Origin of the sequence: Yersinia massiliensis, assembly GCF_003048255.1 — a bacterium.
GTDB lineage: Bacteria > Pseudomonadota > Gammaproteobacteria > Enterobacterales > Enterobacteriaceae > Yersinia > Yersinia massiliensis_A.
The window spans coordinates 2,901,842-2,928,656 of record NZ_CP028487.1 but is presented as its reverse complement, the minus strand read 5'-3'; the positions used below and the strand labels follow the sequence as shown (position 1 = coordinate 2,928,656).

Genomic DNA, 26,815 nt, shown 5'->3' with positions numbered 1-26,815 from the left:
CAAAAAGTCGGGTGCTAATCAAAAGAGAGAATTAGCACCCTATCAATGGTGACGGCAGCAACACTAACGGCAGCATCAGGCTTTATCAGTAACGATTTTCACCCCCACACGGACGACACGCTCAGCATCCATTTCAGCAATGGTCCAAGTCAAACCATCCCACTCAATCTGATCGCCGATAACCAGTTCGCCACCAAAAAGATAAAGAACAAATTCACCCAATGTTTGCTGTTTGTCGACACCGGGTTCCAGATTGAGGCCATAGATTTGCGAGATATCATCGAGTTTTGCATCAGCTTCCAAAATGAAATCACCAAAGAAACGCTCGTCCAACTGAATGCTAGGTGACTGGCTAAAGAGTTTACCCAGTGCCGGTAAGTGATGCTCTTGGCCAATGACACATAGAATATCGCCTTCTTTCAGGCGGGTACTGCCCGTCGGATGTAACAAGTCTTTGCCACGAAATAGCGCAGCAATGCGTGTTTCATGCGGCATTTCCAAATCGCGTAAAGCGGCACCGATACACCATTTGTCGGAACTCAGTTGATAAATAAACTGCTCCCACTGATTATTCTTATCAATATCTAAACCAATTCGCGCCACGGGTGATAACGCGGGGGGCACCACCAACTTTGTTTTACGCGCCGCATAGGACAGGCTGGTGCCCTGCAACAGCAGTGATACCAAGACAACAAAAAAGGCGACATTAAAGAATAAATTTGCGTTGGGAATGCCGGCCATCATAGGGAATACGGCCAGAATAACGGGTACGGCGCCGCGTAAACCCACCCATGAAATAAAGATTCGTTCCCGTAGATTAAAACTTGGGAAAGGCAGCAGACCGATGAAAACGGAGAGCGGTCGAGCGAACAGAATCATCCACAATGAGAGAATTAACGCTGGGATTGCAATTGGCAGTAACTCGCTTGGATTAAGGAGCAGCCCCAAGACGAGGAACATACCAATCTGGCTGAGCCAAGCTAGCCCATCAAACGTTTGTAAAATGCCAGCTCGGTTACGGATAGGGCGGTTACCAAGCAGTAAGCCACAAAGATAGACCGCTAAAATACCACTGCCGTTCATTGCTGTCGCCAGTGAGAAAACTAAAATTCCGCCACTGACCGCCAGTAATGGATAGAGTCCATTTGCCAGCTCAATCCGATTCATTAGCAGCAACAATAAACCACCGCCCCCCAACCCGATGATGATTCCCAAACCAAACTGTTGAATCAAGTGCACCAAGAACATCCAGCTCAGGCTAGTTTCACCGGCTGAAATCATGGCAATCAAGGTGATGGTCAAAAAGACAGCCATCGGATCGTTGCTGCCTGATTCAATCTCTAGCGTGGCGCTCACGCGTTCGTTAAGCCCTTTGCCACCTAACAACGAAAAAACAGCGGCGGCATCTGTTGAGCCGATAATCGCGCCAATCAATAATCCTTGAATGATATCCAAATCAAATAGCCAAGCAGCCATCATTCCTGTTAGGCCAGCGGTGATCACCACGCCAATGGTTGCCAATGAAAGAGCAGGCCACAACGCAACACGAAAGGAAGAGGCTCGAGTACGCATTCCGCCGTCGAGTAATATTACGGCTAATGCAAGGTTGCTGACTAAATATGCAACCGGATAGTTATCAAATGCGATACCTCCAATCCCATCTGTGCCTGCCAGCATCCCAATCGCTAGAAAGATAACCAAAATGGGGATGCCTAACCGTGACGAGAGCGAACTCAGTAAAATACTGGCACCCACCAGCACTGCGCCGATCAAAAAGAGGCTATTTATCGTGATGGCGTTCAAGGTGGGTATTCTCCTGAAGTAATACTTAGGCAAATGGGTGGCTAGCGAATGTTAATGCGAAATTATTATACACAGATTTGTCGGAGGCGATGGGAGGATATGACCCAATTCAACGTGTTAAGTAGAGAGATTGAACTGCTGTATCGCAGAGAGCGTCAGTGAGAAGAAGAGGGAGAGCGCTCACCTTTAATCGCCCAGCGGGGAATCAAGGGTGAGCGTTTGTGGATTGAACTAGTCGCGTTTCAGGGTTGCTAGCACTCGTTTCAGTGCTTCAGCGGTCACTGCTTTTTCTTGTTCAGGCAGATTATCGACAGAAAGTTGTGAAAGTTCATGGACTAAGATACTGCGATCTTTCCCTGTGATTGCACCGTCTAATGCGCCACTGAGTCGGCCAATCAAGGTCAACAAAGTGGTGAATTCAGTGACGGTTGGCGTCTCAGATTCGGGATTTTTCTCAATAGAAGTTTGTTTCGTCATCACAATTCCTCTTTTGTTGTCACAGCAAGTGAAACAAATCCTGATAAGGAATCTACAGGATAGTGACTCTGCAAGCAGAGCGTACAGTAAGGCATTAGCCATCCCGCATCGATATGATGGTAGATCACATGACGGTTAGTCAGTGTAGCGGGTTTATTAAGCAAGCGGTATTCAGATATCAATATCACTTAGCAATAACATTATTCGGTTGAATAATAATTTGATCACGCAGTTTGCTGCGGTGCTCTGCCCGAAAATAAGAATTTAAGTAAGGGAATTCGGCGATGAATCTCATACAGTAGGAACGAGATGAGGCAAACAAACATCATGCCAACGAAAAACCCAAGGCCGTTATTGTCAATATGCGGCGTCACGAATGCACCATAAATCAACGTTAATGGGTGATGTACCAGATAGATAAACAGCGATGCATTTACCAAATAAGTGATTCGTGGTGAGGGATAGTTGAAGAGTTTGTACCCAAGGGCAAAAACGACGTTGGTCATGCTCACGCCCATCAATGCTTTGATGATGAGATCCAGTTCAAAGGCAAAAAATTCAGCAGTATTAGCATGTTGATTCGCAAAGTAAGCCACGAATAAGACCAATGAGGCGAATAATGCAGCGGGTGAGAATTTAAGAAATACTTGTTTGAGTGGTGGATAGATAAAGCTATAGGCACCAAGAAGAAAGAATGGAAGATAAAATAGCGTCTCCATAACAGTAAAGTTAAAGATACTATTAAAGAGTATTTCAGGGTTAAGTAGGTATATTATTCTGCGTATTATGGAATAGATAAATACATATAGAAACACTTGTAGTGAGACTTTTCCTATATTATTCATTCCTTTTATCATGGTCGGAATAGAATGTAGGTTATTCTTTATTCTACTAAACAGATAAAAACAGAGACCAGTCAGTAATGCGAGTGTCAGTAAAAACCATAAGTGTGAAATGAATTCCCAAATAGCAATATTTATTTTTTGATAAATTGTAAATGAGTTCCAATCTTGTAATTTATTAGTGTAATTCTTGAGGAGGAAAAATTGCGGTAAAGTAATAAGAGGGATAGCAGCCAGTAAAGGGATAACCACCCGTTCCAAGCGGACTTGCAGCCAACGTCGACGCTCATATCGCTGATATAACATGAACGAAAAATAGCCGGAAATAACAAAAAATACCTGCATACGAAAGGCGTGAATGAAGTCATTCAGTAAAGTAAATACCAGTGAGGGATGGCTACTGTTAACCGCCCAATGATGGCTGGAGTATATAAGAGAAAGATGAAAAGGAATGCCGAGTAACATCAAATAGGCGCGAATAGCGTCTAGAAAGTACTCTCTTTGGTTAGTGCTTTTTTTCATACTTATTCGCAAGTTGCTATCAGAAATAGAATAACGTATTGGTTTTTTGAGCATTGCTTTTTAATCGCAATCATATCGTTGATAACGATATACGTTATTAATGGATCAGTACGGCGAGAAACACTACTATAAGGGTTAATAATTTTCCATAGTGTATTTTAATCTGGGTTACCAGGTTTGTGGCTTAGCCACGGGTTTGCGCAATACGCAGGCAGCATAACGCCGGACATAACAATTACCTGAGCTTATCTGCTTGGCCTATTGGATAAACCGTCAATAATTTGGCTGTTATGATTTAGGGGGAGATGTGCAAGTTAATATTTTTTCAAATGTAAATCCTGTGTTGAAACGGGCTGGGGCAAACCAAACCAGATGGTTGGGGGTCACGCTCTTGCTGTCATTATTTGCTTCGCAGGCCATGGCTTTTTCGCTCGATGATGTCGCCAAACAGGCACAAGCATTAGCAGGTAAAAGCTTTGACGCGCCGAAAAGTAACCTTCCTTCTCAATTTCGCGAGATGAAATTTGCCGATTATCAGCAGATTCAGTTCAACCACGACAAATCGTATTGGACTAAGCTGGATACGCCATTCAAATTAGAGTTTTATCATCAAGGTATGTATTTCGACACGCCGGTACAGATTAACGAAGTGACGGCCACCAGTGTCAAACCTATTAGTTATAGCCCTGATTACTTCAACTTTGGTTCAGTGAAGCACGACCCTGATGCCGTTAAAAATCTAGGTTTTGCCGGCTTCAAAGTACTTTATCCGATTAATAAAGCGGATAAGAAAGATGAAATCGTCAGTATGCTCGGTGCTAGTTATTTTCGCGTGATTGGTAAAGGTCAGGTTTATGGTCTTTCTGCTCGTGGGCTGGCAATTGATACGGCGTTGGCTTCCGGTGAGGAATTCCCGCGTTTTCGTGAGTTCTGGATTGAGCGACCTAAACCCAATGATAAGCATTTGGTGATTTATGCGTTGCTGGACTCCCCACGAGCCACTGGCGCGTATAAATTTGTTATCTACCCAGGGCGCGATACCACTATTGATGTGCAGGCCAAAGTTTTCCTGCGCGATAAAGTGGAAAAGTTAGGGATTGCGCCTTTAACCAGTATGTTCTTGTTTGGCCCAAGCCAACCCTCGACTGTGTTGAACTACCGTCCGGCATTGCATGATTCCAATGGTCTTTCTATTCATGCCGGTAATGGCGAATGGATATGGCGGCCACTGAATAATCCAAAACACCTGTCTGTCAGTACTTATACGGTTGAAAATCCGAAAGGCTTTGGCCTGCTGCAACGTGGGCGTGAATTCTCGCAATATGAGGATTTAGACGATCGTTACGATCTGCGGCCGAGTGCTTGGGTCGAACCTCGTGGTGATTGGGGCAAAGGGAAAGTGGAGTTGGTGGAGATCCCAACGGCGGATGAAACCAACGATAATATCGTCGCGTTTTGGAATCCTGACGTGTTGCCCGATGCGAAAAAATCACTCGATCTAAATTACCGCCTGTACTTCACTCGTGATGAAGAGAAATTACATTCACCTGATGTGGGCTATGTTAAACAAACACTGCGCTCAACGGGTGATGTTAAACAGTCGAATTTGATTCGTGAGCCAGATGGCAGCGTCGCGTTCTTGGTTGATTTTGTTGGCCCAGCACTGAAAGCACTCGATGAGAAAACACCGTTAGCGTCTCAGGTCAGTCTTGATGATAACGGTGAACTGATCGAAAACAGTGTGCGCTATAACCCCGTCACCAAAGGTTGGCGTTTAACACTGCGGTTGAAAGTTAAGGATGCGAAGAAACCAATAGAAATGCGCGCAGCGCTGGCTAACGGTGATAAAACCCTGACCGAAACTTGGAGCTATCAGTTACCTGCCAATGAATAAGTCAACTCAATCTCCTATGCAGGATTATATTGCGGACTTGCCCCTGACTGCGCAGCAGCAAGGGGCGCTACGTGATGCTTTCCCTGAAGATGTTCTGCTCGATAGCCGTGTGGATGCAATGTCGCTTTTGCATCGACAATTGGCGGCTGATACACCAGAACGTGCCGTATTGACTGAAGGTGACAGCGCACTGGTATCCGTCAATGCTCGTCTACAAGCGGCATGGCCGGATGCCGTTAAAGGCGAAAATGTGCTGGGGAAAGATAGCGAAGGGCGCACGGTGATTCATGCCACGCCGCCTATCAAACGCACTAGCATGGCACCGCAGGCATGGCGGACTAATCCTGTCGGTCGTTTTTGGGATTCTTTACTGGGCCGCACACCGGTATCTCGTGCGACAACACACGAGCAAGCGGCAGCAGAAAAAAAATGGCGCAGTGTCGGTTCCTTGCGTCGATACATCTTGCTGATACTGATCGTGCTGCAAACTGCCATTGCGACCAGTTATATGAAGACCATTCTGCCTTATCAGGGTTGGGCACTCCTCGACCCCTTTGAGATTTGGAAACAGAACTGGCTGGTTTCAGTGATGCAATTGCTGCCGTATCTGTTACAAACGGGCATCTTGATCCTGTTCGCGATTCTATTCTGCTGGGTGTCAGCGGGCTTCTGGACCGCGCTAATGGGCTTCTTACAATTGCTGATTGGCAAAGATAAATACAGCATCTCTTCCACTATTAAAGGGGACGAGCCGCTCAATCCAGCTCATCGCACGGCGTTGATTATGCCGATTTGTAATGAAGACGTGGAACGGGTATTTGCCGGTTTACGTGCGACCTACGAATCCGTTGCCGCCACTGGCCAGCTTGAACACTTTGATATCTATGTCCTGAGCGATAGCTATGATCCTGATATCTGTGTCGCAGAGCAAAAGGCTTGGCTGGAGCTATGCCGTGATGTCGATGGCCACGGTCGCATCTTCTATCGCCGTCGTCGTCGCCGGGTTAAACGCAAAAGTGGCAATATCGATGACTTTTGCCGCCGTTGGGGCAGCCAATACAGCTATATGGTGATTTTGGACGCCGACAGTGTGATGAGTGGCGAGTGTCTGACGGGGTTAGTGCGGCTGATGGAAGCCAACCCGAATGCAGGGATCATTCAGTCTGCGCCGAAAGCATCTGGCATGGATACGCTTTACGCTCGTATCCAGCAATTTGCAACGCGGGTTTATGGCCCTTTATTTACGGCTGGCCTGCATTATTGGCAGTTGGGTGAATCCCATTACTGGGGCCATAACGCCATCATCAGGGTGAAACCCTTTATTGAACATTGCGCTTTAGCGCCATTGCCGGGCGAAGGCTCTTTTGCCGGTTCTATCCTGTCACATGACTTTGTTGAAGCCGCCTTGATGCGCCGTGCGGGTTGGGGAGTGTGGATTGCTTACGATCTGCCGGGCAGTTACGAAGAATTGCCACCTAACTTGTTAGATGAGTTGAAACGCGATCGCCGTTGGTGCCACGGTAATCTGATGAACTTCCGCCTATTTTTGGTGAAAGGAATGCATCCGGTTCACCGTGCGGTCTTCCTCACCGGCGTCATGTCGTATCTGTCTGCGCCTTTATGGTTTATGTTCTTGGTGCTGTGTACCGCATTACAAGTCGTCCATACCCTGATGGAGCCACAATACTTCCTGCAACCGCGGCAGTTGTTCCCTGTTTGGCCCCAGTGGCGGCCAGAGTTAGCCATTGGGCTGTTCTCCACCACGTTGGTTTTGCTGTTCTTGCCGAAATTACTCAGCATTATTTTGATCTGGGCAAAAGGGGCGAAAGAGTACGGCGGGGCGATTCGTCTGCTGTTATCCATGCTGACAGAAATGCTGTTCTCCGTGTTATTGGCACCGGTGCGAATGTTGTTCCACACGGTATTTGTGGTCAGTGCGTTCCTCGGTTGGTCAGTACAATGGAATTCACCGCAGCGCGATGATGATGCAACGCCGTGGAGTGAAGCCATGGTGCGCCATGGTCCCCAATTGTTACTCGGCGTGGTTTGGGCCGGTGGTGTGGCTTGGCTGGATCTGCTGTTCTTGTGGTGGCTATCCCCGATTGTCTTCTCGTTGATCCTGTCCCCGATAGTCTCTGTCCTGTCTAGCCGCCGTACTTTGGGGTTAGCCAGCAAGCGCGCAAAACTGTTCTTGATTCCGGAAGAGTATGATCCGCCGCGAGAACTGTTGGCGACGGAAACTTATCTGAAGCTCAATCACCAGCGGGCGCTGAAAAATGGTTTCTTCCATGCCGTGATGAATCCATCGTATAACGCGTTAGCCAGTGCGATGGCAACGGCTCGCCATCATGCCCGTGCGATAATTGAGCAAGTTCGCGCGGAGCGTGTGGCGCTAGCACTGGAAGCAGGGCCGGATAAGTTGGCTAAATCTCAGCGCTTAGAGTTGCTCAGTGATCCGGTATTGATTTCACGTCTGCATCAACACGTCTGGCAGCAACCTGAGCAGTACCGAATCTGGAATGGATACTATCGTCAACTCGCACACAATATGAAGGCGTTTCCTGCTGCGAAATAATGGCACTTTCGTCATCGCATTGTTGATTAAAAACGGGCATACATGATTGTATTGCCCGTTTTTTCTATCAATTTATTCTCTATCAATCTATTTTCTATCAATCTAAAAGAGCATTTGCGTGAATATCATGGTTAGACAGATACAGCGGACAAAAAGCGTCATCCGTATAACGCTATTACTCGTCGGCATGACCCTATTGACGGGCTGTGGCAGTATCATCAGCCGCACTGTGCCGGGGCAGGGCCATGGGCATCAATATTATCCCGGCGTGCAGTGGGACATGCGTGAAGGGCCGTGGAAGTACATCACGGTAATTGATGTTCCGCTGTCAATGATTGTTGATACTTTTATGCTCCCCATCGATGCCCAGCATGGGCCGTATGAATGACAGTAGGTCACCTTCATATGCCATCTCAGGCGACTAAGTTTTCCGACACTGCGAAAGCAAGCAGTTCGTCTAATGACCTGTCAGCTTAGAATCGATTTATGAAAGATCATTGTTGGCGACTTATTCATGATTACGCCTAATTAATCCATTCACATGAATATTATTAGGAGTCAACATGAGCTTCAACATCGCAAGCCTCAAAAGTGCTATTACCATCGCGTCCAGTCACACCAAAGTTGATAATCGTTTTCACAAAGCTGATATGAAATCATTGGCCGGTATGATGAAAGAAATTAAAAATAGCACCACTTTTACGAAAATGGATAACCAAATCACCCAAAAGGCTGCCGGTGTTCTTACACAACAAATTGATAGTATGATCAAAACGTTAAACGCACAAAGTTCTAATATGAAAGAACAGAAAATGGCTGCGCTGACGGGTTTAAAACATGAATTAACAGCCATAACTCAACAACGGGATAGTGCAAAAACAGACATGCCATCGCGAAAAGAAATTAAAGAGGCTGATAGAAACGCAGAGATAAAAGCCAACGCCAATACTGGTAAGTTGTTCAGTCTTAACGGTAAAGTTGAATCTAACCGTCAGGATGTAATGAACTAACCATCCCAGCAAACGCTTATATATGTACTAATGGCTAAAAAATTGTACTGTCGGATAAAAGAAAACGGCCCAAATAAGGGCCGTCTGGATAGGATGAAAATTGTTGCCTGCTAACTTATGCAGGTTGCACTTTCACCATCAAGCGGTTTTTTGTTCTTGAGTGCTATTCATCAATCGACGAATTGGCACGATAAGCAATATCAGCACTGCCGCGCAGATGGCTAATGCAATTGAACAACGCGCAAACAAGGTTGGCAGCATATCAAGTTGATCGGCTTTAACATGACCGCCAATCAGGCCCGCCGCCAAATTCCCCAGTGAGCTGGCACAGAACCATAACCCCATCACCTGACCGCGCATTCTATCCGGAGCCAGTAACGTCATGGTCGCCAACCCGATAGGGCTAAGGCAAAGTTCACCCAGAGTCAGGAGCAGGATACTCATCACCAGCCACAGGGGAGAAACTCCCTCGCCACCGCTGTTAAGCACATGCTGAGCCGCATACATCATCACGGCGAAACCGGCTGCAGCACATAAAATACCGATAACGAATTTTGTGATACTGCTTGGCTGAATTTTTTTCTTCGCTAATGCTGGCCATGCCCAACTGAATACTGGCGCTAAGATAATAATAAACAGCGCATTAATGGATTGGAACCAAACGGTTGGGATCTCAAAACCCATTATCATGCGGTCGGTATAGTCATTCGCAAACAGGTTAAATGAGGTTGGTTTCTGTTCGAAGGCTGACCAGAAGAAGGCCGCAGAAACCAACAGAATAAAGCACACTAAGAGCCGCGCGCGATCTTGACGGCTTAACTTAGCGAAGGCGAAGAGATAAACAAAATAGAGTGTGACTGAGGCGGCAATGACGTAAACCAACAGACTCGCCACCAGCACAGGGTTAATGGGGATTATCCCTTGCGAGATCATTGCGATGATGGCGACAACCACTACCATAACGGCGGTCACCCACTTACCCACACCTTGGCGCTTATTCGTCGGTCGGTTCCAGCTTGAATCTAACCCGACTTCGGCGTCATAGCGTTTCATTGAAGGGATGGCGAAGTAACGGAAGATGAGCAATGCTACTAGCATCCCAATCCCGCCAATACCAAAGCCCCAATGCCAGCCATGGGTTTTAAGCAACCAGCCAGACAACAGCGGCGCGATAAATGATCCCATATTGATACCCATATAAAACAGGGAGAACCCACCATCACGGCGAGCATCACCCGGTTTATACAACGTACCCACCATGACCGAAATACAGGTCTTAAACAGCCCCGTACCGAGTACGATAAACACTAAACCGATAAAGAACAGGTCATTGCCAAAGAAGGCGGAAAGCGCGATAGACAGATGGCCCAAGGCAATCAGAATCGAGCCATACCACACCGCACGTTGTTGACCGAGCCAGTTATCGGCAAGCCAACCACCGGGTAAGGCCGCCAGATACATACTACCGGCAAAGATCCCAACGATGGCTGAGGCTTGTTCACGAGGCAGGCCCATACCACCGTCAAAAACGGTCGCCGCCATAAACAAAATTAATAGTGGGCGAATACCGTAGAAAGAGAATCGCTCCCACATCTCGGAAAGAAAGAGTCCGCTAAGCGGGTAAGGGTGGCCAAAGAACGTTCGGCTACCTTCAGATTTAACAGAGGTTTGCATAATGTCTTCTCATATGAATTTAACGCATTAAAAACGTCATTTTTATATTTTCACTCTGGGTTATAGCGTATTTCTAGATGAAAAGTCGACACTCATAACAATTATCAATCAGTTAAAACCGAATATGATTATTTTTTCAGCTTTCTTATCGGGGATCACATTGATACGGATAGATGCGTAAAACACGCACTAAAATGAGGGGGTTGTCCCTGACAGTCTGCAAGTTTTGAATGGTGTCTATGTGATAACAGAATTTACGCCATAACCACATTGACGCCATTTTAGCTATCTTGCGGCTGCTGAACGTTATGTCGGCGTGACTTCGCTGGCTGGCGTTGTAAGCACCAGTAAGAGTAAATGGCATTGAATAGCACAACGACTGCCGTGACACAGAATACGGCGCGAAAACCGTAACTGGCAGAAACGGCAGCACCTAATAGTGGGCCAGTCACATTACCCACATCGCGGAAAGATTGGTTGTAGCTGAAAATTCGGCCCGCAACTTGATTGGTGCAGTTATAAATCAGCAGGGTTTGTACCGCAGGCAGTAGCGCACCATCCGTTGCACCCAATAAAAAGCGCAGGATACCCAGTTGCAAAGGGGTCTGAACAAATGCCATCGGGATCAGTATCAAGACGGATAAAGCTAGCATGGCAATCAAAATACGTTCTGGACCGATTTTATCCCCTAATTTACCTAATCGAGGCGCACTCATCAGTGCAGCAACCCCTGGCACAGAGGCGATTAGGCCACTGACGAAAGCCAGGTTATGGATGTCTCCCGCCAACTCGCGGACATAAAGCGTCAGGATAGGGGCAATAGAGCCTGTCGCAATTTGAATGATCATGGTGGTGATAAACAAACTGAGGATTAACTTCGGGCTTTTCAGCGAATTAAAGACCTGTCGTCCGTTGAGCATGTCTTTCTTCGAGACCGGAACAAATTCCTCTCTCACGTACAACCACGTCATGACAAAACAGGCCAATAAGACTCCAGCAGTGATAAAGAATACTGGGCGCAAACCGTAGTTATCTGCCAGCAGGCCACCAATCATTGGCCCAATTAACGCGCCACTGACTCCTCCCGTCGAAAGGGTGCCTAGCGCCCAGCCACTTTTATTGCGAGGGACTTGAGTGGCAATAAGGGCGTTAGCATTAGGAATAAAGCCACCTAATAGGCCCAGCAGCGCACGTAGCGCGAGAAACTGCCAAATGTTCTGTGCCATCCCCATCAATACCATCACTATCCCCATCCCTAATGCGGAGCGTAACAGCATAAGTTTTCGCCCTTTACGATCGGCGAGGCTCCCCCAGAAAGGGGCGGCGATGGCGGAAAATAGGAAAGTAATGCTAAACACGATCCCTGACCACATGTTGAGTGACTGATGGCCACTCACACCCAACTCCTCCACATAAAGTGGCAGGAACGGCATGATCAAACTAAAAGCAGCACCGGTTAGAAAACAGCCTAACCAAGCGACGAAGAGGTTTCGCTTCCAATTAACGGGTTGTCGTACTGGGGTCATAATCTACCGAGTAAGCAATTGATCGTTTTAAGCTCAAGCAAGCTGATCGCTTTGCGTCTCTAATTCGTCTGTATGGGCGTTTGAAGGGGCAAAGCGTAAGAAGAAAACAGTTAGCTTGGTAAGTATGCGCTTATGGGAGAGTGACATCAACCAGATGAAGAGGAGTTTTTATTTAAATGGAAGGCCAGTTTGAAATTTAGGAATATACTTATTCTGCTTATGCATAACGGAAATTGAATAAAAGTTAAGTGGTTATATATCAGGCTAAAATGCATAAAAAAAGCCACTCGCACATTGGGTGGAGTGGCTCAATATCGTCAATTCGTGTTTAGCGATACGCTTCGTTTTTGGTAATCGAATAACGACCGCTGCCCAGCAACATGATGGCAACACCACCGAGGAAATACATGGCTTCGTTTTCCAAACCCCATGCACCCACTTGAGTGAGGGTGAAGAATTTACCGGTGCCAACCATCAGTACTGCAACTAACAAGTTAACCGCGTAAATAAATGCCGCAGGGCGCGTGAATAGACCCAAAATGATGAGCACAGGGGTTAAGATTTCACCAATATAAACACCATAAGCCACGAAACCGGGGATACCTTGCGCCTGTAAAGATTCAGCAATCCAACTGGTACCATGCAGAATTTTTGCCACGCCATGGAACAGCATCAAAATACCAAACGTCAGGCGTAATAACAGTTTGCCGCCATCTGGATGATTCGTTAAGCGTGTGAACCAGAGATTTAAACTTCCCAGCATGTGTATTTCCTTCTCAATTGAAGTTGCAGCGTTGTGAGCTGCTCTTATTATTTAAGCCATGAACTCTTGTGTGTCGTCTGTCGGCGACTGCCTGCAACCCCAATTATGTTGGATATACATCCGAAGAAAGAAGATAACCATATAATAACTAGGATTAATTAGTTTTAATTATCTGTCAGATACCTACTATTCCTATAGCGGATAATACTGACAGACTATATCAAATAAACTGATATAGACTAATTCTCATTATCACTTGCGTTATTACATTTCAGTATAAGTTCTGCTACTCATAGAGCGACGGCGCGCCCTCTGGGCGAGTTTTAAAACGGCGGTGTAGCCACATATATTGATCAGTTGCCTGAGTAATCTCTTTTTCGATCACTTTATTCATAAAAGCGGTCGTCGCAACTTCATCCTCCAGCGGGATGTTTTCAACCGCCGGCTGCAAGATCAACTCATAACCTTTCCCATTCGGTAAGCGTTTGGGGGTAAATGGAATGACTGCAGGTTTACCCATTCGCACTAACAGGTAAGTACCGGTCGTTGTTGCGGCTTGATCGACGGCAAATAGCGGCACAAAAACGCTGCTGCGTGGGCCATAGTCGTGGTCAGGTGCATACCAAATAATCTCACCCTGTTTTAGGCTACGGACCATGCCTTTGAGATCCTTACGGTCCAACATGGCTTTATTGGAACGCATCCGGCCCCAAGTCTGAATCCAGTCCATGGCTTTATTGTCATGGGGGCGGTAGACACCAATGCCGGGGTTATAGATACCGAATATACGCGCGCCCAGTTCTAGGGTGAGAAAATGTAAACCGATCAACAGCACGCCTTTTCCCTCATCACGCGCTTTCTGAATATGCTCTAGCCCACTGACACGACACCAGCGCTCAATGCGCCAGTTTGGCCAAAACCATGCCATGCCGGTTTCAAACAGCCCCATTCCCACCGATTCAAAATTCTTAATCAGCAGTTCGTCTCGCTCCGCTTGCGGCATGTCAGGAAAGCAAAGTTCCAGATTACGCCGAGTTATCCGCAAGCGCCGTTTGAGAAAACGCATAGAAAAGCGCCCAAGGGCAGTGCCTATGGAATAAATAACGGGGTAGGGGAGCAGGACTAAGAGGTAAAGAACACCGAGGGCGAACCAAGTCAGCCAATAACGTGGGTGCAGTAGTGAGCGATCAAAAGAAGGAACTTGCATATCTGTTCTCAGCATCAATGTCATTTATTCGGACAGTTAACGATTAATCTTGCTGGCGGACATGTGTGCATTAGCGAATCTTGATGGGCAGTCCATGCCAACCTGTTTAGCTGTCTCATCAGTGGTTTATGATAGACTATTGTCGCATTTTTCGCGTACAACCGGAAAAGAGACCGCACTAATAAGCCATTTATTATGTTATTCGTTTAACATTTAGACAGATAAAATGCAACGTAGCCCTAAAAATAGTGTGGTTATGTTAAGTTTTGAGCAGACTGACTAATTCAGCCAAATTGTTAACCGCCATCTTCTCCATGACTTTGGCTCGATGTACTTCAACGGTTCTAACGGACACACAGGCTTTATCTGCAATATCGCGATTGATTAACCCTTGCATGACCCATTGCGCGATCATTTGTTCCCGTGATGTCAACGTGGCATAACGCAGTTGGACTTGTCGACGGGTACAGAGCAACTCTGATTGCAGCAAACCTTGCTGTAAGGCCGCCATCAAAGGTGCCGTTGCCACCGGTTTTTGCAAGAAATCTACCGCCCCCAGTTTCATTTGTTCAACCGCTTGCGGTATCTCACCATGTGCGGTGAGGAATATCACGGCAAGTGTGCTGTTTCGCTCGCGCATCTGTGCATAGACATGCGTCCCCTCTATTTGCGGCATACGAATATCCAGCAGCAACACGCCGGATTGATGTAAATCAGCCTGCGCCAGAAATCGTTCGCCGTCGTGCCATGCCTTTACTTTGTAGCCAAGACTTTCGAGCAAAAAACGGCAAGCATCGGTGACAGCAATATCGTCATCAACCAGATGAATCAGTGGCAAAAGTGAGCTCCTTAATTGAGTTGAGGGGGAGAGTTAGGGTGACTTGCAGCCCCATTTTTCTGTTAGCCGCGATGAGGTTAAGTAGTGTTAATTCACCGCCCTGACTGCGAATTAATCGTTGGCAAATCACCAAGCCTAGCCCTAAACCGTCACCTTTGTTGGAGCGGAAAGGGGTAAAGGGCTGGCTTAGTTGTTCTTTCGTTAAACCACCCGCATCATCCTGCAATGTTATTGTGATGCCGCTCTCATGCTGATAAGCGCGGCACCATAAGTGGCGTGCGCCTGCCTGCAAGCTATTGGTGATCAGGTTACATAACACTTGATCGAGCAAGGTGGGAGGCAACTGTAACGTTAATGACAGTGGGATATCCGCATGGAGTTGACAGGGGGGATGATGCCGTTCGGCCCCGAGTAACTGCCAAAGATGATGCAATAATTCATGCAGTGGTAGGGTGATAGTCGCCGGTTGAGTCGCCGAGTGAGCGGCAGGCTGTTTCCCCACCCACAGGCGCAGATTAGCGATGGTATCGGCTCCTCGCTGTGCTTGGTGGGTGATTTGCCCCAAAATCGGCAACAAGGAGTGGTCTGGTTGTTCTTGCCGTAGACGAATAGCACAGCCATCAGCATAGTGCTGAATGGCGCTCAGTGGCTGGTTCAATTCATGCGCAAATCCGGAGGCCATTTCCCCCAAAATGCTCAGACGCTGCGCGTGTTCCAAGGCATTCTCTCGGCTTCTTAACTGCTGATGCAACTGCTCTAACTGGCGGCTACGGCGGCGCACTAAGAATGCGACCCAAATATGATTGGCACCTAATAAAAGTAGAATCAATGTGATAACGGTAATTAATAATCGATGCGCTTGTGCCCAATCGACTATCTGTTGCCAAAATTGCGGCTGTTGCGGATGTTGATTAACCGAACGCAACAGACTTTCGACCTGGCTGGTGGAGGAGGCTGCGCCCCACAGCAGGTCAGGTTGACCAACTGGGCTGAGTAAGATTCGAGTGACATTATCAGCCAATTTATCTGGCACTTGTGATAATGCGGCAAACGACCAATTAGGATACAGCTCAGTACTGGTCAGACAGGGGATTGTTGCCGGTTTTGCCAGCAATGGTCGAAAATCAGCGGCATGAATCAATCCTTCGGCTTGCATATCCTCTAGCAAACACGTGGGAACGATGGCGGCGGAGATAGCGCGATCACGCAGTAAGTAGATTAACGCATCAACGGGGAAGCCAGAGAAACGTAACTGAAAATCTTGTTCAGGCTGAAAACCCGCATCGCGCAACGCTTTATAGCCTAATAAGTATCCGCCAAACGCCTCGGGTGACACGGCACCGACATCTTTACCAATCAGATTTTGTGGGTGATAGATATCACTGTCAGCACGCACCAAAATCACACTGCCAATCACATTACGGCTGCTGCTGTCGGGTTCATGGCTGGATCGCAACGAAACCAACCAGCGCAAAGGATAGTGGCTGTCAATCTGCACATATTGCGCTGGATTGGTGAGCAAAAAGTCAATTCTATTCTGCGCCACCGCCGTTTTCATCGCCGCCAAATCGAGGGGCAATAACTGGAAATGCTCATCGGGTAATTGTTGATTCAGCCTATCAGCCAGTGGCTGCCAATGAGCTTGCGCTTGTGCATCGCCACGCAACGCCAAGACCCCGATGGTCCACTCGCGAGCATCGGCGGTTGAAATGCAGAAAAACAGCATTATCGTCAGCACTCTAAACAGCATGCATGGTCCTTTTTATGATCCCGATCGCGGTGCGCAATTGTCCTGGATCAAGTCCCTAAAGGGAATGTGGAAAACCACAATAGGGCTTCTACGCATAGATTTCTACACTGCTCATCACCAAGAAGATTCTTATTAAAAAAGATGAGAAGAAAAATGGATCAAGGGAAAAGAGCATTCTTACAGCGGCTAGGCGTGTTAACTGCAGGCGCGACGCTGGTGCCATTGGCACAAGCGGGCTGGCAAATGGAACCTGCGCGCAAACAGGGTGATATCAAACGGCGTTATGCCATGTTAATTGATTTGCGCCGCTGTATCGGTTGTCAGGCTTGCACGGTCAGCTGTGCCATCGAAAACCAGCTACCTCAAGGCCAGTTTCGTACCACCGTTAATCAGTACCAGATTGCACTGTCAGGTGCCGACAGCGTGACGAACGTGTTGCTGCCGCGGCTGTGCAATCATTGTGATAACCCGCCGTGCGTGCCGGTTTGCCCTGTGCAAGCAACTTATCAGCGTCAAGACGGCATTGTGGTTATCGACAATACACGCTGCGTGGGTTGCGCCTATTGCGTGCAAGCATGCCCTTACGAGGCCCGATTCATTAATCACAGCACCCAAACTGCCGATAAATGCACATTTTGCGTCCATCGACTGGACGCCGGACTCTTACCCGCTTGTGTTGAGTCTTGCGTCGGCGGTGCGCGGATTATCGGTGATTTACGCGATGGCAACAGCACATTGCGCCAGATGCTGCTGGCGCATGCTACCGATATCAAGGTGTTGAAACCGGAGCAAGGCACGCATCCACAGGTATTTTACCTTGGGCTAAATGAAATCTTCACGCAGCCACTGCAAGGTCAACCCGCACTTTGGCAGGAGGTACATCCATGATCCGCGAAATTTTAGCTCGACCGCAGGATATCGCTTGGTTGCCTTGGGCAGTGCAGTATTTCTTCTTTATTGGGCTGGCTTGTAGTGCTGTGCTATTTGCCGGATGCCAGCGAGCATTTTCTCGCCAACAACCTAACGTATTAGAGTTTGCGGCACTGATGATAGCCGTGACCGCAGTCATTGTTGCCCCTTTGGCCTTGAATGCGGATCTTCATCAACCGGCCAGAGTTTGGCATTTTTATGCGCACTTCACCCCGTGGTCATGGATGTCTTGGGGATCGCTATTCCTCCCTCTGTTTAGTGTGTTGGTGGTGACCTATTTTATGGCGCTGACTTACAGCCGCCTGTGGGGGAAAACACTGCCACGGCTACTGGCTGCGTTAGCATGGCTTAGCGCGCTTTCTGCCGTTAGCATCTTGCTTTACACCGGACGAGAGGTATCCGTCTTACGCGCTCAACCGCTGTGGTTCAGTTTGTGGTTACCGCTGGTTATTTTCCTTAGCGCGTGGCAGGCCATCCCGCCTTTACTGGCACTCTGGCTCTGGCGAAAGCCGCAATATCAACTGACATTGGCGCATTGGCAATTCATTAATTTAGGGGCGCTAGTGGGGGTCACCTTGATTTGGGCCAGTGGCAATAATCCCTCCGCACAAGCACTGCGCGACTGGAGTGTGCAATCCCCGATATTAGCCACGATCCCTGTGGTGCTGTGGTTACTGCTGCTCGGGTTGGCCGTGGTCAATAAAGCCAAAAATTTATCGACACTGATGATAGTGATACAGGGGGGAATCGCCCTCAGCCTGTGCTGGTCAGTTCGTTGGTTACTACTGATGCAAACCCAAACATTGCCTAAATTCAACATACTCGCGAACCCTTACTCTTTGCCGCCAGGTAGCGAAGGTTTGCTGGCAATTGTTGGTACATTCGGCTTATGGATAGCGCTAATGATTGCTGCTCGCGAAGGTATCAGATGGCTTCAACACAAAGTGTCAGATGGAAAATTATTCAAAGGGGAAATGCGTCATGGCTAAGTCTACTAGACGTCAATGGTTAAAAGGCAGCTTAGCGTTGGGTGGCGTCGTTGCATTTGGTGCCAGCTACCATGCAGTGGCACGTAAGACGTTGGCGGGGCTGGTGGATGGCAGTGCCGGCAAACTCACGCTCGACCCTATCAGCGCCAATGCTTTGCCAACGGAAGGGCGCATTGGGCCGCAATGGCAGCCGAATCCGCAACAGGCAGTGTCGATGACGCAATGTTTTGGCTGCTGGACGCTCTGTGGGTTGCGGGTGCGAGTGGATACGCAGCAGAATAAAATTCTACGGATTGCCGGTAATCCATATCATCCGTTATCCCACGACCATCATTTCCCCTACCCGTTGCCGCTGAGTGAAGCACTGCAACGCCTTGGTGGTGAGCAAGGTATGGAAGGGCGCTCAACTGCGTGTGCTCGGGGGGCCACGTTGCTGGAAGGGGTGGATAGTCTCTATCGGATTACGGAGCCGATGAAGCGGGTAGGGCCTCGGGGCGGTGGTCAATGGCAACGGATAAGCTTTGAACAACTGGTGGCAGAAGTCACCGAAGGCGGGGATTTGTTTGGCGAAGGGCATGTGGAAGGGTTACGCGCTATTCGTGATCTGGTGACACCCATCGATGCTCAACAGCCATCTCTTGGCCCAAAAGCCAATCAGCTATTGGTGACAAATGCGGGTGATGATGGCCGCGATGCTTTTATCCGACGTTTTGCTAACCAATCTTTTGGCACTAAGAATCTTGGGAGTCATGGTGCGTATTGTGGGTTGGCATATCGCGCGGGTTCCGGTGCTCTGATGGGGGATTTAGATAAAAATGCGCACGTCAAACCGGATTGGGATAACGTGCGTTTTGCCCTGTTTCTTGGCACCTCACCGGCGCAATCAGGCAACCCATTCAAGCGGCAAGGGCGTCAGTTAGCCAATGCGCGCCAGCGGGATGATTTTAATTATGTGGTCGTCGCACCCGCATTGCCGCTCACCACCACATTGGCAAATCAACATAACCGCTGGGTGCCGGTATTACCAGGAACAGATGCCGCATTGGCAATGGGAATGATCCGCTGGATTATTGAACAAGAGCGTTTTAATCACGATTACTTATCACTGCCCGGTGAAATGGCCATGCAGGCCTCCGGTGAGCGCAGTTGGACCAACGCCAGCCATCTGGTGATTATGACACCAACGCATCCATTGGCAGGCCAATTCCTGCGCGAAAACCATATAAGTGGTGAAACGCTGGCCGAGGGGAGCGATAGCCCAGCGATGGTACAAGTCGCCGAAGAGGCGGCATTACAACCCGCGGCCTCAATGTTGCAAGCACAATTGTTTGTCACGCGGCAGGTGGCCTTGCATGATGGGCAAGTGGTCGAAGTCCAATCTGGCATGACTTGCCTACAACAGGCTGCCGCACGTTTTTCCTTGACAGAATATAGCCAGCAATGCGGCGTGCCGGAGGCCACTATTATTGGATTGGCACGTGAGTTTACGGCGTATCAACGGCAGGCTGCGGTGATCTCCCATGGTGGAATGATGAGTGGCAATGGTTTCTATGCTACTTGGGCAGTGATGATGCTCAATGCCTTGATTGGTAACCTGAATCTTAAAGGTGGCGTCTCCGTTGGCGGCGGTAAATTTGATGGATTTGCGGACGGACCTCGTTATCAACTGGCGACCTTTGACGGCATGGTCAAACCGAAGGGCTTGTCGTTATCACGCAGCAAACAACCTTACGAACAATCAGCGGAGTATCAGCAAAAAATTCAGCAAGGCCAATCGGGTTATCCTGCCCGTGGCCCTTGGTATCCCTTCGTCGGCGGGCAATTGACCGAGCAACTTGCACCTGCGCTGTCAGGATACCCCTATCCGTTAAAAGCGTGGATCAGCCACATGACCAATCCTTTGTACGGCGTGGCGGGTTTACGTCATCTGATTGAGGAAAAACTGCAAGACCCGCGCCAACTGCCGCTATTTATTGCCATCGATGCCTTTATGAATGAAACCACCGCACTGGCGGATTACATCGTGCCGGATACCCACAATTTCGAAAGCTGGGGATTTAGTGCGCCTTGGGCAGGTGTATTAGTCAAAGCGAGCACCGCCCGTTGGCCGGTTGTCGCACCACGTACTGCGCGCACAGCCCAAGGCGAACCTGTTGCGATGGAAAGCTTTCTGATTGCGGTGGCGAAAGCATTACAATTGCCGGGATTCGGTGCCAATGCCATGCAGGACAATGAAGGTCATTATTACCCGTTGGACAGCGCGGAAGATTATTATTTACGCGCAGCAGCTAACATTGCCTATGGCGGTGAAAAGCCCTTGCCAGCCGCGCAAGATGATGAACTCAAGTTAACTGGCGTGGATCGTCTGTGGCCTGCGTTGCAACGGAGTTTGCTGGTGGATGAACAGCGTCGAGTAGCCTATTTGCTGGCACGTGGCGGGCGTTTTGCGCCTTATGAGAAAAGTTGGAATGGGAAGGCTACGGGCCCGCAGTGGAAAAAACCACTGCAAATCTGGAATGAGAATGTGGCGAAACATCATCATGCGATGACCGGTGAGCGTTACAGTGGTTGCCCAACGTGGTATCCACCACGCTTGGCCGATGGTTCCGATGTGTTCCAGCATTACCCTGCGGCAGAGTGGCCACTGCGTCTGATGTCATTTAAATCGCATTTGATGAGCAGTTCAACGGCAATGATTGAGCGGCTACGCGCGGTTAAGCCGACTAACCTAGTCGCCATCAACCCTAGAGATGCGCTCCATTATGGCATTCAACAGGGTGATACTGTGCGGTTGATGACGCCAGGTGGTGAGATGACGGTGCAAGTCAGTTTGTTGGATGGTGTAATGCCCGGAGTTGTGGCGATTGAACATGGCTATGGGCATCGGGAAATGGGGGCCAGAACTCACGTGCTCGACGGGGAAGTGATGGCGTCGGATCCGCGCATCGGTCAAGGCAGCAATCTCAATGACTTAGGATTTACCGACCCTACTCGAGAAATTCCCAATACGTGGTTGGATTGGGTCAGTGGTGCGGCTGTTCGTCAGGGATTACCGGCAAAATTGATGATAATGAGCTAATTCATCAGGATATTGGCTTTTCTTGCTTAAATCCCTTTGCCCTGAAAGGGATTTATTATTTCTCAGCGATGATTGTTTTGGTGTATAAATCATCATCAAGCGTCTTCGGCGGAGCCTAATCCATGTCAGCAGCAAAAATCAGTGCGTGTCTTTTGGTATCCGGCGGTCTTTTAGGCTATTTGGGTGCCTATTGGCAGACAGAATCATTGTTGATTGCTGCGGGCATTGCGTTGTTCGCCGGTATCATTGCCTCTGCTTTCACTGACCGTATTCGATTTATCGATGAGGGTCGTCGCGGCAAATAATGGGTACGGTTGGTGTTTTCAGCGCCGTTCGCTGACCAATAAAGGGCGCGATACTATGTACAATCATACCGACAATCACCAAGCCTATCCCTAACAGGGATAATCCTGAGGGCAATGCTGCGGCTAACCAAAGCATTTCACCCAACAAAGCAAAAAGCACTTCACCTGATTGGGTCGCTTCGACGGCAGCCAGCTTCGAATAATCTTGTTTGACCAAATTGGTGGCGGCAAAAAACAGCAATGTCGCGATGACCCCAGAGAATAAGGCAACCAGCAAGGATTGATTGACTTGCATCTGTGAAGGCCAACCCGTTTGCGACCATCCGTAGTACGACAATAGCAACCAAAAAGGCAAACTCGCCAGTGTCATATTGAGTACGCGCTGTAAGGTATCGACATCCCCCTGACATATATCCATCATTTTGCGATTACCTAATGGATACATAAACGCTGCCAATGTGACTGGCAACACGCACCATAACATTTGTTGCAGATTCAGCGCCTGCGCGTGTTGCCACTGCATCAAACCCACGCCAAGTAAAATCAATAGCGACCAGCGTAAGCCTTTGAACGGAATCTTTCCGCGAACCGATTTCAAACCATCGGGTGTCGATATTTCGCGCTTAAACAGTGGGGCCAACAGTGAGCCCGCAATAATGGTAATTTGCCATGAACCCGCCACGAGCCAACCTTCACCATAAGCCCCAGCCAGACTAATGGGGGCATAAAACAGGCCAAACCCAACGGTACTCCACAGTAAATAGCCCCGCCAATATTGGCGCAGATGTTTTAAACTTTGGCTTAATTGACCGCGCAATAGCACCAAGAGCAATAGCATCGGTGCCATAAAAATAAATCGTAGCGACGCGCTCCAAATCCAACTGCCCCCGCCTAGATCCATGGAGCGGTTAAGAATAAAAGTAAAAGCAAAAAAGAAAGAAGCGGCAAGGCCATAATAAATCGCGCGCATTAGTATCACTTGGTCACACTGAAAGGAATAAAACAGGAATATCGATATTTGCCGTTGGCGTCAAGTGCTACGCCGCGCGAGATGCACCGCAGGTGGGTTTCAGGTATAATTTGCGCCGCGCCGGAAACTGGCGCTCGAAATGTCCGTTGTATTGCGCGATGAATTGTCGCGGTTAGCCTTTTAATCGCCGAAATAACCCATTGAGCAGTAACCCAATATTTATCAGTAACCTCTTTGAAAGACAGGAACGTACACCATGCCAGTGTTACATAACCGAATTTCTAATGAGGAACTTAAAGCGCGCATGTTGGCTGAAACCGAACCGCGCACCACAGTTTCTTTTTATAAATATTTCACGCTAGAAGATGCCAAAACTTTCCGCGATAGCCTCTATAGCCAATTTGTTAAACTCGGTGTCTTTGGCCGTGTTTATGTGGCGAAAGAGGGGATCAATGCACAAATCAGTGTCCCTGCTAACCGCTATGACGAATTTAAAATCGCGCTGTTCGCTGCACATCCTGCGCTGGACCAAGTGCGATTAAATGTGGCCCATGAAGATGACGGTAAGTCATTTTGGGTACTGCGAATGAAAGTTCGCGAGCGCATCGTCGCTGACGGTATTGATGATGACAGCTTTGATCCCAGCAATGTCGGGCATTATCTGAAAGCGGACCAAGTCAATCAGATGATTGATGACCCAGATACTCTGTTTGTCGATATGCGTAACCATTATGAGTATGAAGTGGGCCATTTCGAAAACGCGATTGAAGTCCCATCAGATACCTTCCGTGAGCAACTGCCAATGGCGGTTGATATGCTGCAACATGACAAAGATAAGAATATTGTCATGTACTGCACCGGTGGGATCCGCTGTGAGAAAGCCAGTGCCTATATGCTGCACAACGGTTTTAAAAACGTTTATCACGTTGAAGGTGGGATCATCGAATATGCCCGTAAAGCGAAAGAGCAAGGTTTACCACTGAAGTTTATTGGTAAAAATTTTGTTTTTGATGAGCGCATGGGGGAGCGAATTTCTGATGATGTCATCGCTCATTGCCATCAGTGCGGTACAGCTTGCGATGCACATACTAATTGTAAGAATGATGGTTGCCACTTACTGTTTATTCAGTGTCCAGATTGTGCCGCCAAATTTGAAGGTTGCTGCAGTCAAATATGCCAAGAAGAATTAAAACTACCGCAGGAAGAACAACGTTCTCGCCGAGCAGGGCGTGAAAACGGCATTAAGATTTTTAATAAGTCAAAAGGACTATTGCAAACCACCATGCATATTCCAATGCCAGAAAAGACGCCGACTAATAAAGAGTGATGCCTAATTAATCTGGTTATATACCTGCGAGCAGTACTATTAAATCAAGACGTTGTCGGTTATTTTATTCGACAGCGTCTTTTTTTGCCATTTGAGTTGAGCAATGGCGATTCCAAAACAAGGATCGATAATGAAAACACCTATGGTAGGCAACCAAGGGTTACGGCTTGTTGCGATGTTAGCAATGCTGGTGGTCATTATGGCGGGCATTAAGGCTGCATCGCCTATTGTTGTGCCATTTTTACTGGCGATCTTCCTCGCTATTGTACTGAATCCGTTAGTGAAATTGCTTGAGAAAATAAGAATTCCCCGCACCTTGGCTATTGTCTTATTAGTGACATTGATTATTTTACTGATGGCACTCCTCTTCAGTCGGTTAGGTTCTTCATTAAATGAATTTGCCCGCTCATTACCGCAATATCGTGGCATGATGCTGGAAAAAATGCGTGACCTGCAAGAATTTGCTATGCGTTTTAATATCGAATTCTCGGTAGATGACATCATGAAACATGTTGATCCCAGTATGGCGATGAACTTTGTTACTCGGTTGCTTAGCCACCTTTCTGGTGCAATGGCTAGCACATTCTTGCTGTTAATGACTGTGGTCTTTATGTTATTTGAAGTCGAACGACTGCCTTATAAAATGCAATTGATGTTTGACAACCCTGAACAAGGTAATGCCATCCTCAAACGTGCATTAAATGGTGTCACCCATTATCTCGTGATTAAAACAATTATTAGTATTGCGACGGGGATTGTTATCTGGCTATTTTTGGCAGCGATGGGGGTTAGATTTGCTTTCCTATGGGGGCTGCTGGCCTTTGTTTTGAATTACATCCCTAATATAGGCTCAGTGCTTGCCGCTATTCCTCCCATCGTTCAGGCAATGCTATTTAATGGTTTTGGCGACGCGCTTGCCGTGACTAGCGGTTATATCCTGATAAACTTGATTGGCGGTAATATCATCGATCCACGTATGATGGGCCGTGGCTTGGGTCTATCGACATTGGTGGTGTTCTTATCCTTGATTTTCTGGGGCTGGCTATTAGGGCCGATAGGTATGCTGCTCTCAGTGCCTTTAACCATTATTGCCAAGATTGTGCTTGAGTTAACGCCTGCAGGCTATAAATTTGCAGTTTTGCTGAGCGATGGCAAACCCGCCAAAGTTGAGTAAATAAAACACGAAAATACCGGCTGAGGGCCTTGGGCGAATAGGTACTTATAGGTCCTCAGACGGAGATAGATAGAGATGGGCAGTGAAACAGATTAGTAGAAAAAGAAATAAATATCTAAAGCCAATAAAATCAACCATAAGCAGATATAGAGCAACAGATGTTCTCGTACGTTATTGATAACTATCGAGAGCAATTTATTTAACATTCTGACTGCCTGCGGCTAAAATTTTCGCCCATTATAGGGAGTTTCACTTTAGTAAACAATAAGCTAGCCGAGTAAAATCATGTGCTTGAAAAGGGCGATGTACAAAGACTTATGGGTATAATTTTAAAAGTAAAAATCTAACAGATAGAAATATGAATACGGCTTATAAAAAATTAGATTTAACGTCAATTTAATCTCCCGCTAAACCGTCGATTCCTCTCTAGTAATATGATTGCGGCTGTGTGTTTTTGCATTAAAGCAGCGTACACATCGACTACTTTAGTTAATGATGATGTGTACTAGATGTTCTACCGGTTAAATTAATAGAGAGTTTCAATATAGGTATTTAAAAACATTATAAATAAAACATAATTCTAATCTGTTTCTGACTTTTATTTTTTCCGTAATATGCCGCTTATGTGAATATACCGTACTATCACTGATGTTCAATTTACGAGCGATACGATAGTTTGGCATTTCCATCATCCAGTAACACATCACTTTATGCTCTTGTGGACTGAACAATGAGCTTGGATAGGATATATGAGGTTGGCTGATATCATTTGAAATATCAGATATTTTTTGTAGCAACTCCGGCAAATGTCTTTTTGCTAGAATTGAAACTGAATTCGTCAGCGCAATCGGCGTTTCACTGAATGGATAAGAAGCATCCAGATAAATATAAATTTTAGCATGACCGCAACAAGCTAAAAATTGCTCGAGTAACGGGCAGTGCCCACCGAACCGACAATATTTAGTGAGGTTGACAAATATTATATCTGGAGCGAAGTCTTGGATGGATAACGTTGCTTTCTCAACCGTAGGTAGATCCATTAAGTTAAGCGATGCAGTGCTATTAAAATAAGTATTTACACCGTATCGGGTATAAAAGCATTCATCAATAATTAATATTCTCATGTGACATAATCCTTGTCTAACTGCATCCGTACCTGG

22 protein-coding genes are annotated in these 26,815 nt (G+C 47.5%); 10 read left to right on the top strand and 12 right to left on the bottom strand.

What is annotated here, in order from left to right; genetic code table 11:
• Positions 1-75 precede the first annotated feature (75 nt).
• The 3 genes from DA391_RS13705 to mdoC all read right to left on the bottom strand — a co-directional run bounded on the left by DA391_RS13705 (position 76) and on the right by mdoC (position 3,644).
• The gene (locus DA391_RS13705) at positions 76-1,803 is read right to left on the bottom strand and encodes a potassium/proton antiporter (protein WP_050081704.1); all 1,728 of its coding nucleotides are present in this window, start codon (positions 1,801-1,803) and stop codon (positions 76-78) included.
• 231 nt (positions 1,804-2,034) lie between these two features.
• Positions 2,035-2,280, bottom strand: a complete 246-nt coding sequence (locus tag DA391_RS13700; protein WP_019209578.1) for a hypothetical protein — start codon at positions 2,278-2,280, stop codon at positions 2,035-2,037.
• 224 nt (positions 2,281-2,504) lie between these two features.
• Complete coding sequence (mdoC, locus tag DA391_RS13695; protein ID WP_050081701.1) at positions 2,505-3,644, bottom strand: glucans biosynthesis protein MdoC; 1,140 nt, start codon at positions 3,642-3,644, stop codon at positions 2,505-2,507.
• A gap of 418 nt (positions 3,645-4,062) precedes the next feature.
• Here mdoC and DA391_RS13690 point away from each other — a divergent pair, with 418 nt between their 5' ends.
• From DA391_RS13690 to DA391_RS13675, 4 genes are all read left to right on the top strand, one after another.
• Positions 4,063-5,538: a glucan biosynthesis protein G gene (locus DA391_RS13690; protein ID WP_226720526.1), complete on the top strand. Its 1,476-nt coding sequence runs from the start codon at positions 4,063-4,065 to the stop codon at positions 5,536-5,538.
• The gene (gene mdoH, locus DA391_RS13685) at positions 5,531-8,113 is read left to right on the top strand and encodes a glucans biosynthesis glucosyltransferase MdoH (RefSeq protein ID WP_108087853.1); all 2,583 of its coding nucleotides are present in this window, start codon (positions 5,531-5,533) and stop codon (positions 8,111-8,113) included. Before DA391_RS13690 ends, mdoH begins: the two co-directional genes overlap by 8 nt.
• Before the next feature lie 187 nt (positions 8,114-8,300).
• Positions 8,301-8,501, top strand: a complete 201-nt coding sequence (locus DA391_RS13680; RefSeq protein ID WP_413470598.1) for a YceK/YidQ family lipoprotein — start codon at positions 8,301-8,303, stop codon at positions 8,499-8,501.
• Positions 8,502-8,676: 175 nt separating this feature from the next.
• Positions 8,677-9,123 carry a hypothetical protein gene (locus DA391_RS13675; protein ID WP_050286032.1) on the top strand — a complete coding sequence of 149 codons (447 nt, stop codon included), beginning with the start codon at positions 8,677-8,679 and terminating at the stop codon, positions 9,121-9,123.
• A 138-nt stretch (positions 9,124-9,261) separates the two neighbouring features.
• Here the strand turns inward: DA391_RS13675 and DA391_RS13670 are convergent, their stop codons facing one another.
• The 6 genes from DA391_RS13670 to ttrS form a co-directional block, all read right to left on the bottom strand.
• Positions 9,262-10,797 (bottom strand): peptide MFS transporter, encoded by a 1,536-nt coding sequence (locus DA391_RS13670; RefSeq protein ID WP_108087852.1) that lies wholly within the window; start codon positions 10,795-10,797, stop codon positions 9,262-9,264.
• Between the two features lie 281 nt (positions 10,798-11,078).
• Entirely contained in the window at positions 11,079-12,323 is a 1,245-nt protein-coding gene (gene mdtG, locus DA391_RS13665) for a multidrug efflux MFS transporter MdtG (RefSeq protein ID WP_050286030.1), read from the bottom strand.
• Positions 12,324-12,651: 328 nt separating this feature from the next.
• Positions 12,652-13,086, bottom strand: a complete 435-nt coding sequence (locus DA391_RS13660; protein WP_050286029.1) for a DoxX family protein — start codon at positions 13,084-13,086, stop codon at positions 12,652-12,654.
• Positions 13,087-13,372: 286 nt separating this feature from the next.
• A complete protein-coding gene (locus tag DA391_RS13655) occupies positions 13,373-14,293 on the bottom strand; it encodes a Kdo(2)-lipid IV(A) acyltransferase (RefSeq protein ID WP_050081684.1) in 921 nt (306 codons plus the stop codon).
• 259 nt (positions 14,294-14,552) lie between these two features.
• A complete protein-coding gene (gene ttrR, locus DA391_RS13650; protein WP_050081681.1) occupies positions 14,553-15,131 on the bottom strand; it encodes a tetrathionate respiration response regulator TtrR in 579 nt (192 codons plus the stop codon).
• Entirely contained in the window at positions 15,109-16,881 is a 1,773-nt protein-coding gene (gene ttrS / locus DA391_RS13645; RefSeq protein WP_057649956.1) for a tetrathionate respiration histidine kinase TtrS, read from the bottom strand. The genes ttrR and ttrS overlap by 23 nt, the downstream gene beginning before the upstream one ends.
• Before the next feature lie 153 nt (positions 16,882-17,034).
• Here ttrS and ttrB point away from each other — a divergent pair, with 153 nt between their 5' ends.
• From ttrB to DA391_RS13625, 4 genes are all read left to right on the top strand, one after another.
• Positions 17,035-17,769 (top strand): tetrathionate reductase subunit TtrB, encoded by a 735-nt coding sequence (gene ttrB / locus DA391_RS13640; protein ID WP_050286027.1) that lies wholly within the window; start codon positions 17,035-17,037, stop codon positions 17,767-17,769.
• The gene (gene ttrC, locus DA391_RS13635; protein WP_108087851.1) at positions 17,766-18,800 is read left to right on the top strand and encodes a tetrathionate reductase subunit TtrC; all 1,035 of its coding nucleotides are present in this window, start codon (positions 17,766-17,768) and stop codon (positions 18,798-18,800) included. Before ttrB ends, ttrC begins: the two co-directional genes overlap by 4 nt.
• Positions 18,793-21,879: a tetrathionate reductase subunit TtrA gene (gene ttrA / locus DA391_RS13630; RefSeq protein WP_108087850.1), complete on the top strand. Its 3,087-nt coding sequence runs from the start codon at positions 18,793-18,795 to the stop codon at positions 21,877-21,879. The genes ttrC and ttrA overlap by 8 nt, the downstream gene beginning before the upstream one ends.
• A 122-nt stretch (positions 21,880-22,001) precedes the next feature.
• Positions 22,002-22,184 (top strand): hypothetical protein, encoded by a 183-nt coding sequence (locus DA391_RS13625; RefSeq protein ID WP_050081669.1) that lies wholly within the window; start codon positions 22,002-22,004, stop codon positions 22,182-22,184.
• On the opposite strand, the gene DA391_RS13620 is transcribed toward DA391_RS13625, so the two are convergent.
• Positions 22,156-23,154 carry a DMT family transporter gene (locus tag DA391_RS13620; protein WP_050081667.1) on the bottom strand — a complete coding sequence of 333 codons (999 nt, stop codon included), beginning with the start codon at positions 23,152-23,154 and terminating at the stop codon, positions 22,156-22,158. The genes DA391_RS13625 and DA391_RS13620 overlap by 29 nt on opposite strands.
• A gap of 256 nt (positions 23,155-23,410) precedes the next feature.
• Between DA391_RS13620 and DA391_RS13615 the strand changes: the two genes are divergently transcribed.
• Both DA391_RS13615 and DA391_RS13610 read left to right on the top strand, forming a co-directional pair.
• Positions 23,411-24,481 carry a rhodanese-related sulfurtransferase gene (locus tag DA391_RS13615; protein WP_050081665.1) on the top strand — a complete coding sequence of 357 codons (1,071 nt, stop codon included), beginning with the start codon at positions 23,411-23,413 and terminating at the stop codon, positions 24,479-24,481.
• 130 nt (positions 24,482-24,611) lie between these two features.
• Positions 24,612-25,655 carry an AI-2E family transporter gene (locus DA391_RS13610; RefSeq protein ID WP_019209595.1) on the top strand — a complete coding sequence of 348 codons (1,044 nt, stop codon included), beginning with the start codon at positions 24,612-24,614 and terminating at the stop codon, positions 25,653-25,655.
• A 92-nt stretch (positions 25,656-25,747) separates the two neighbouring features.
• On the opposite strand, the gene DA391_RS13605 is transcribed toward DA391_RS13610, so the two are convergent.
• Both DA391_RS13605 and DA391_RS13600 read right to left on the bottom strand, forming a co-directional pair.
• Positions 25,748-25,861, bottom strand: a complete 114-nt coding sequence (locus tag DA391_RS13605; protein ID WP_049605264.1) for a DUF2770 family protein — start codon at positions 25,859-25,861, stop codon at positions 25,748-25,750.
• Between the two features lie 333 nt (positions 25,862-26,194).
• Positions 26,195-26,779 (bottom strand): LuxR C-terminal-related transcriptional regulator, encoded by a 585-nt coding sequence (locus tag DA391_RS13600; protein ID WP_050081663.1) that lies wholly within the window; start codon positions 26,777-26,779, stop codon positions 26,195-26,197.
• Positions 26,780-26,815: the final 36 nt, after the last annotated feature.

What these genes read in the sequence shown, in the direction of transcription:
- DA391_RS13700 (WP_019209578.1), bottom strand. Translation starts at nt 2,280, where the DNA reads ATGACGAAACAAACTTCTATTGAGAAAAATCCCGAATCTGAGACGCCA.
- mdoC (WP_050081701.1), bottom strand. Translation starts at nt 3,644, where the DNA reads ATGAAAAAAAGCACTAACCAAAGAGAGTACTTTCTAGACGCTATTCGC.
- DA391_RS13690 (WP_226720526.1), top strand. Translation starts at nt 4,063, where the DNA reads ATGGCTTTTTCGCTCGATGATGTCGCCAAACAGGCACAAGCATTAGCA.
- mdoH (WP_108087853.1), top strand. Translation starts at nt 5,531, where the DNA reads ATGAATAAGTCAACTCAATCTCCTATGCAGGATTATATTGCGGACTTG.
- DA391_RS13680 (WP_413470598.1), top strand. Translation starts at nt 8,301, where the DNA reads ATGACCCTATTGACGGGCTGTGGCAGTATCATCAGCCGCACTGTGCCG.
- DA391_RS13675 (WP_050286032.1), top strand. Translation starts at nt 8,677, where the DNA reads ATGAGCTTCAACATCGCAAGCCTCAAAAGTGCTATTACCATCGCGTCC.
- DA391_RS13670 (WP_108087852.1), bottom strand. Translation starts at nt 10,797, where the DNA reads ATGCAAACCTCTGTTAAATCTGAAGGTAGCCGAACGTTCTTTGGCCAC.
- mdtG (WP_050286030.1), bottom strand. Translation starts at nt 12,323, where the DNA reads ATGACCCCAGTACGACAACCCGTTAATTGGAAGCGAAACCTCTTCGTC.
- DA391_RS13660 (WP_050286029.1), bottom strand. Translation starts at nt 13,086, where the DNA reads ATGCTGGGAAGTTTAAATCTCTGGTTCACACGCTTAACGAATCATCCA.
- DA391_RS13655 (WP_050081684.1), bottom strand. Translation starts at nt 14,293, where the DNA reads ATGCAAGTTCCTTCTTTTGATCGCTCACTACTGCACCCACGTTATTGG.
- ttrS (WP_057649956.1), bottom strand. Translation starts at nt 16,881, where the DNA reads ATGCTGTTTAGAGTGCTGACGATAATGCTGTTTTTCTGCATTTCAACC.
- ttrB (WP_050286027.1), top strand. Translation starts at nt 17,035, where the DNA reads ATGGATCAAGGGAAAAGAGCATTCTTACAGCGGCTAGGCGTGTTAACT.
- ttrC (WP_108087851.1), top strand. Translation starts at nt 17,766, where the DNA reads ATGATCCGCGAAATTTTAGCTCGACCGCAGGATATCGCTTGGTTGCCT.
- ttrA (WP_108087850.1), top strand. Translation starts at nt 18,793, where the DNA reads ATGGCTAAGTCTACTAGACGTCAATGGTTAAAAGGCAGCTTAGCGTTG.
- DA391_RS13625 (WP_050081669.1), top strand. Translation starts at nt 22,002, where the DNA reads ATGTCAGCAGCAAAAATCAGTGCGTGTCTTTTGGTATCCGGCGGTCTT.
- DA391_RS13620 (WP_050081667.1), bottom strand. Translation starts at nt 23,154, where the DNA reads ATGCGCGCGATTTATTATGGCCTTGCCGCTTCTTTCTTTTTTGCTTTT.
- DA391_RS13615 (WP_050081665.1), top strand. Translation starts at nt 23,411, where the DNA reads ATGCCAGTGTTACATAACCGAATTTCTAATGAGGAACTTAAAGCGCGC.
- DA391_RS13610 (WP_019209595.1), top strand. Translation starts at nt 24,612, where the DNA reads ATGAAAACACCTATGGTAGGCAACCAAGGGTTACGGCTTGTTGCGATG.
- DA391_RS13605 (WP_049605264.1), bottom strand. Translation starts at nt 25,861, where the DNA reads ATGTTAAATAAATTGCTCTCGATAGTTATCAATAACGTACGAGAACAT.
- DA391_RS13600 (WP_050081663.1), bottom strand. Translation starts at nt 26,779, where the DNA reads ATGAGAATATTAATTATTGATGAATGCTTTTATACCCGATACGGTGTA.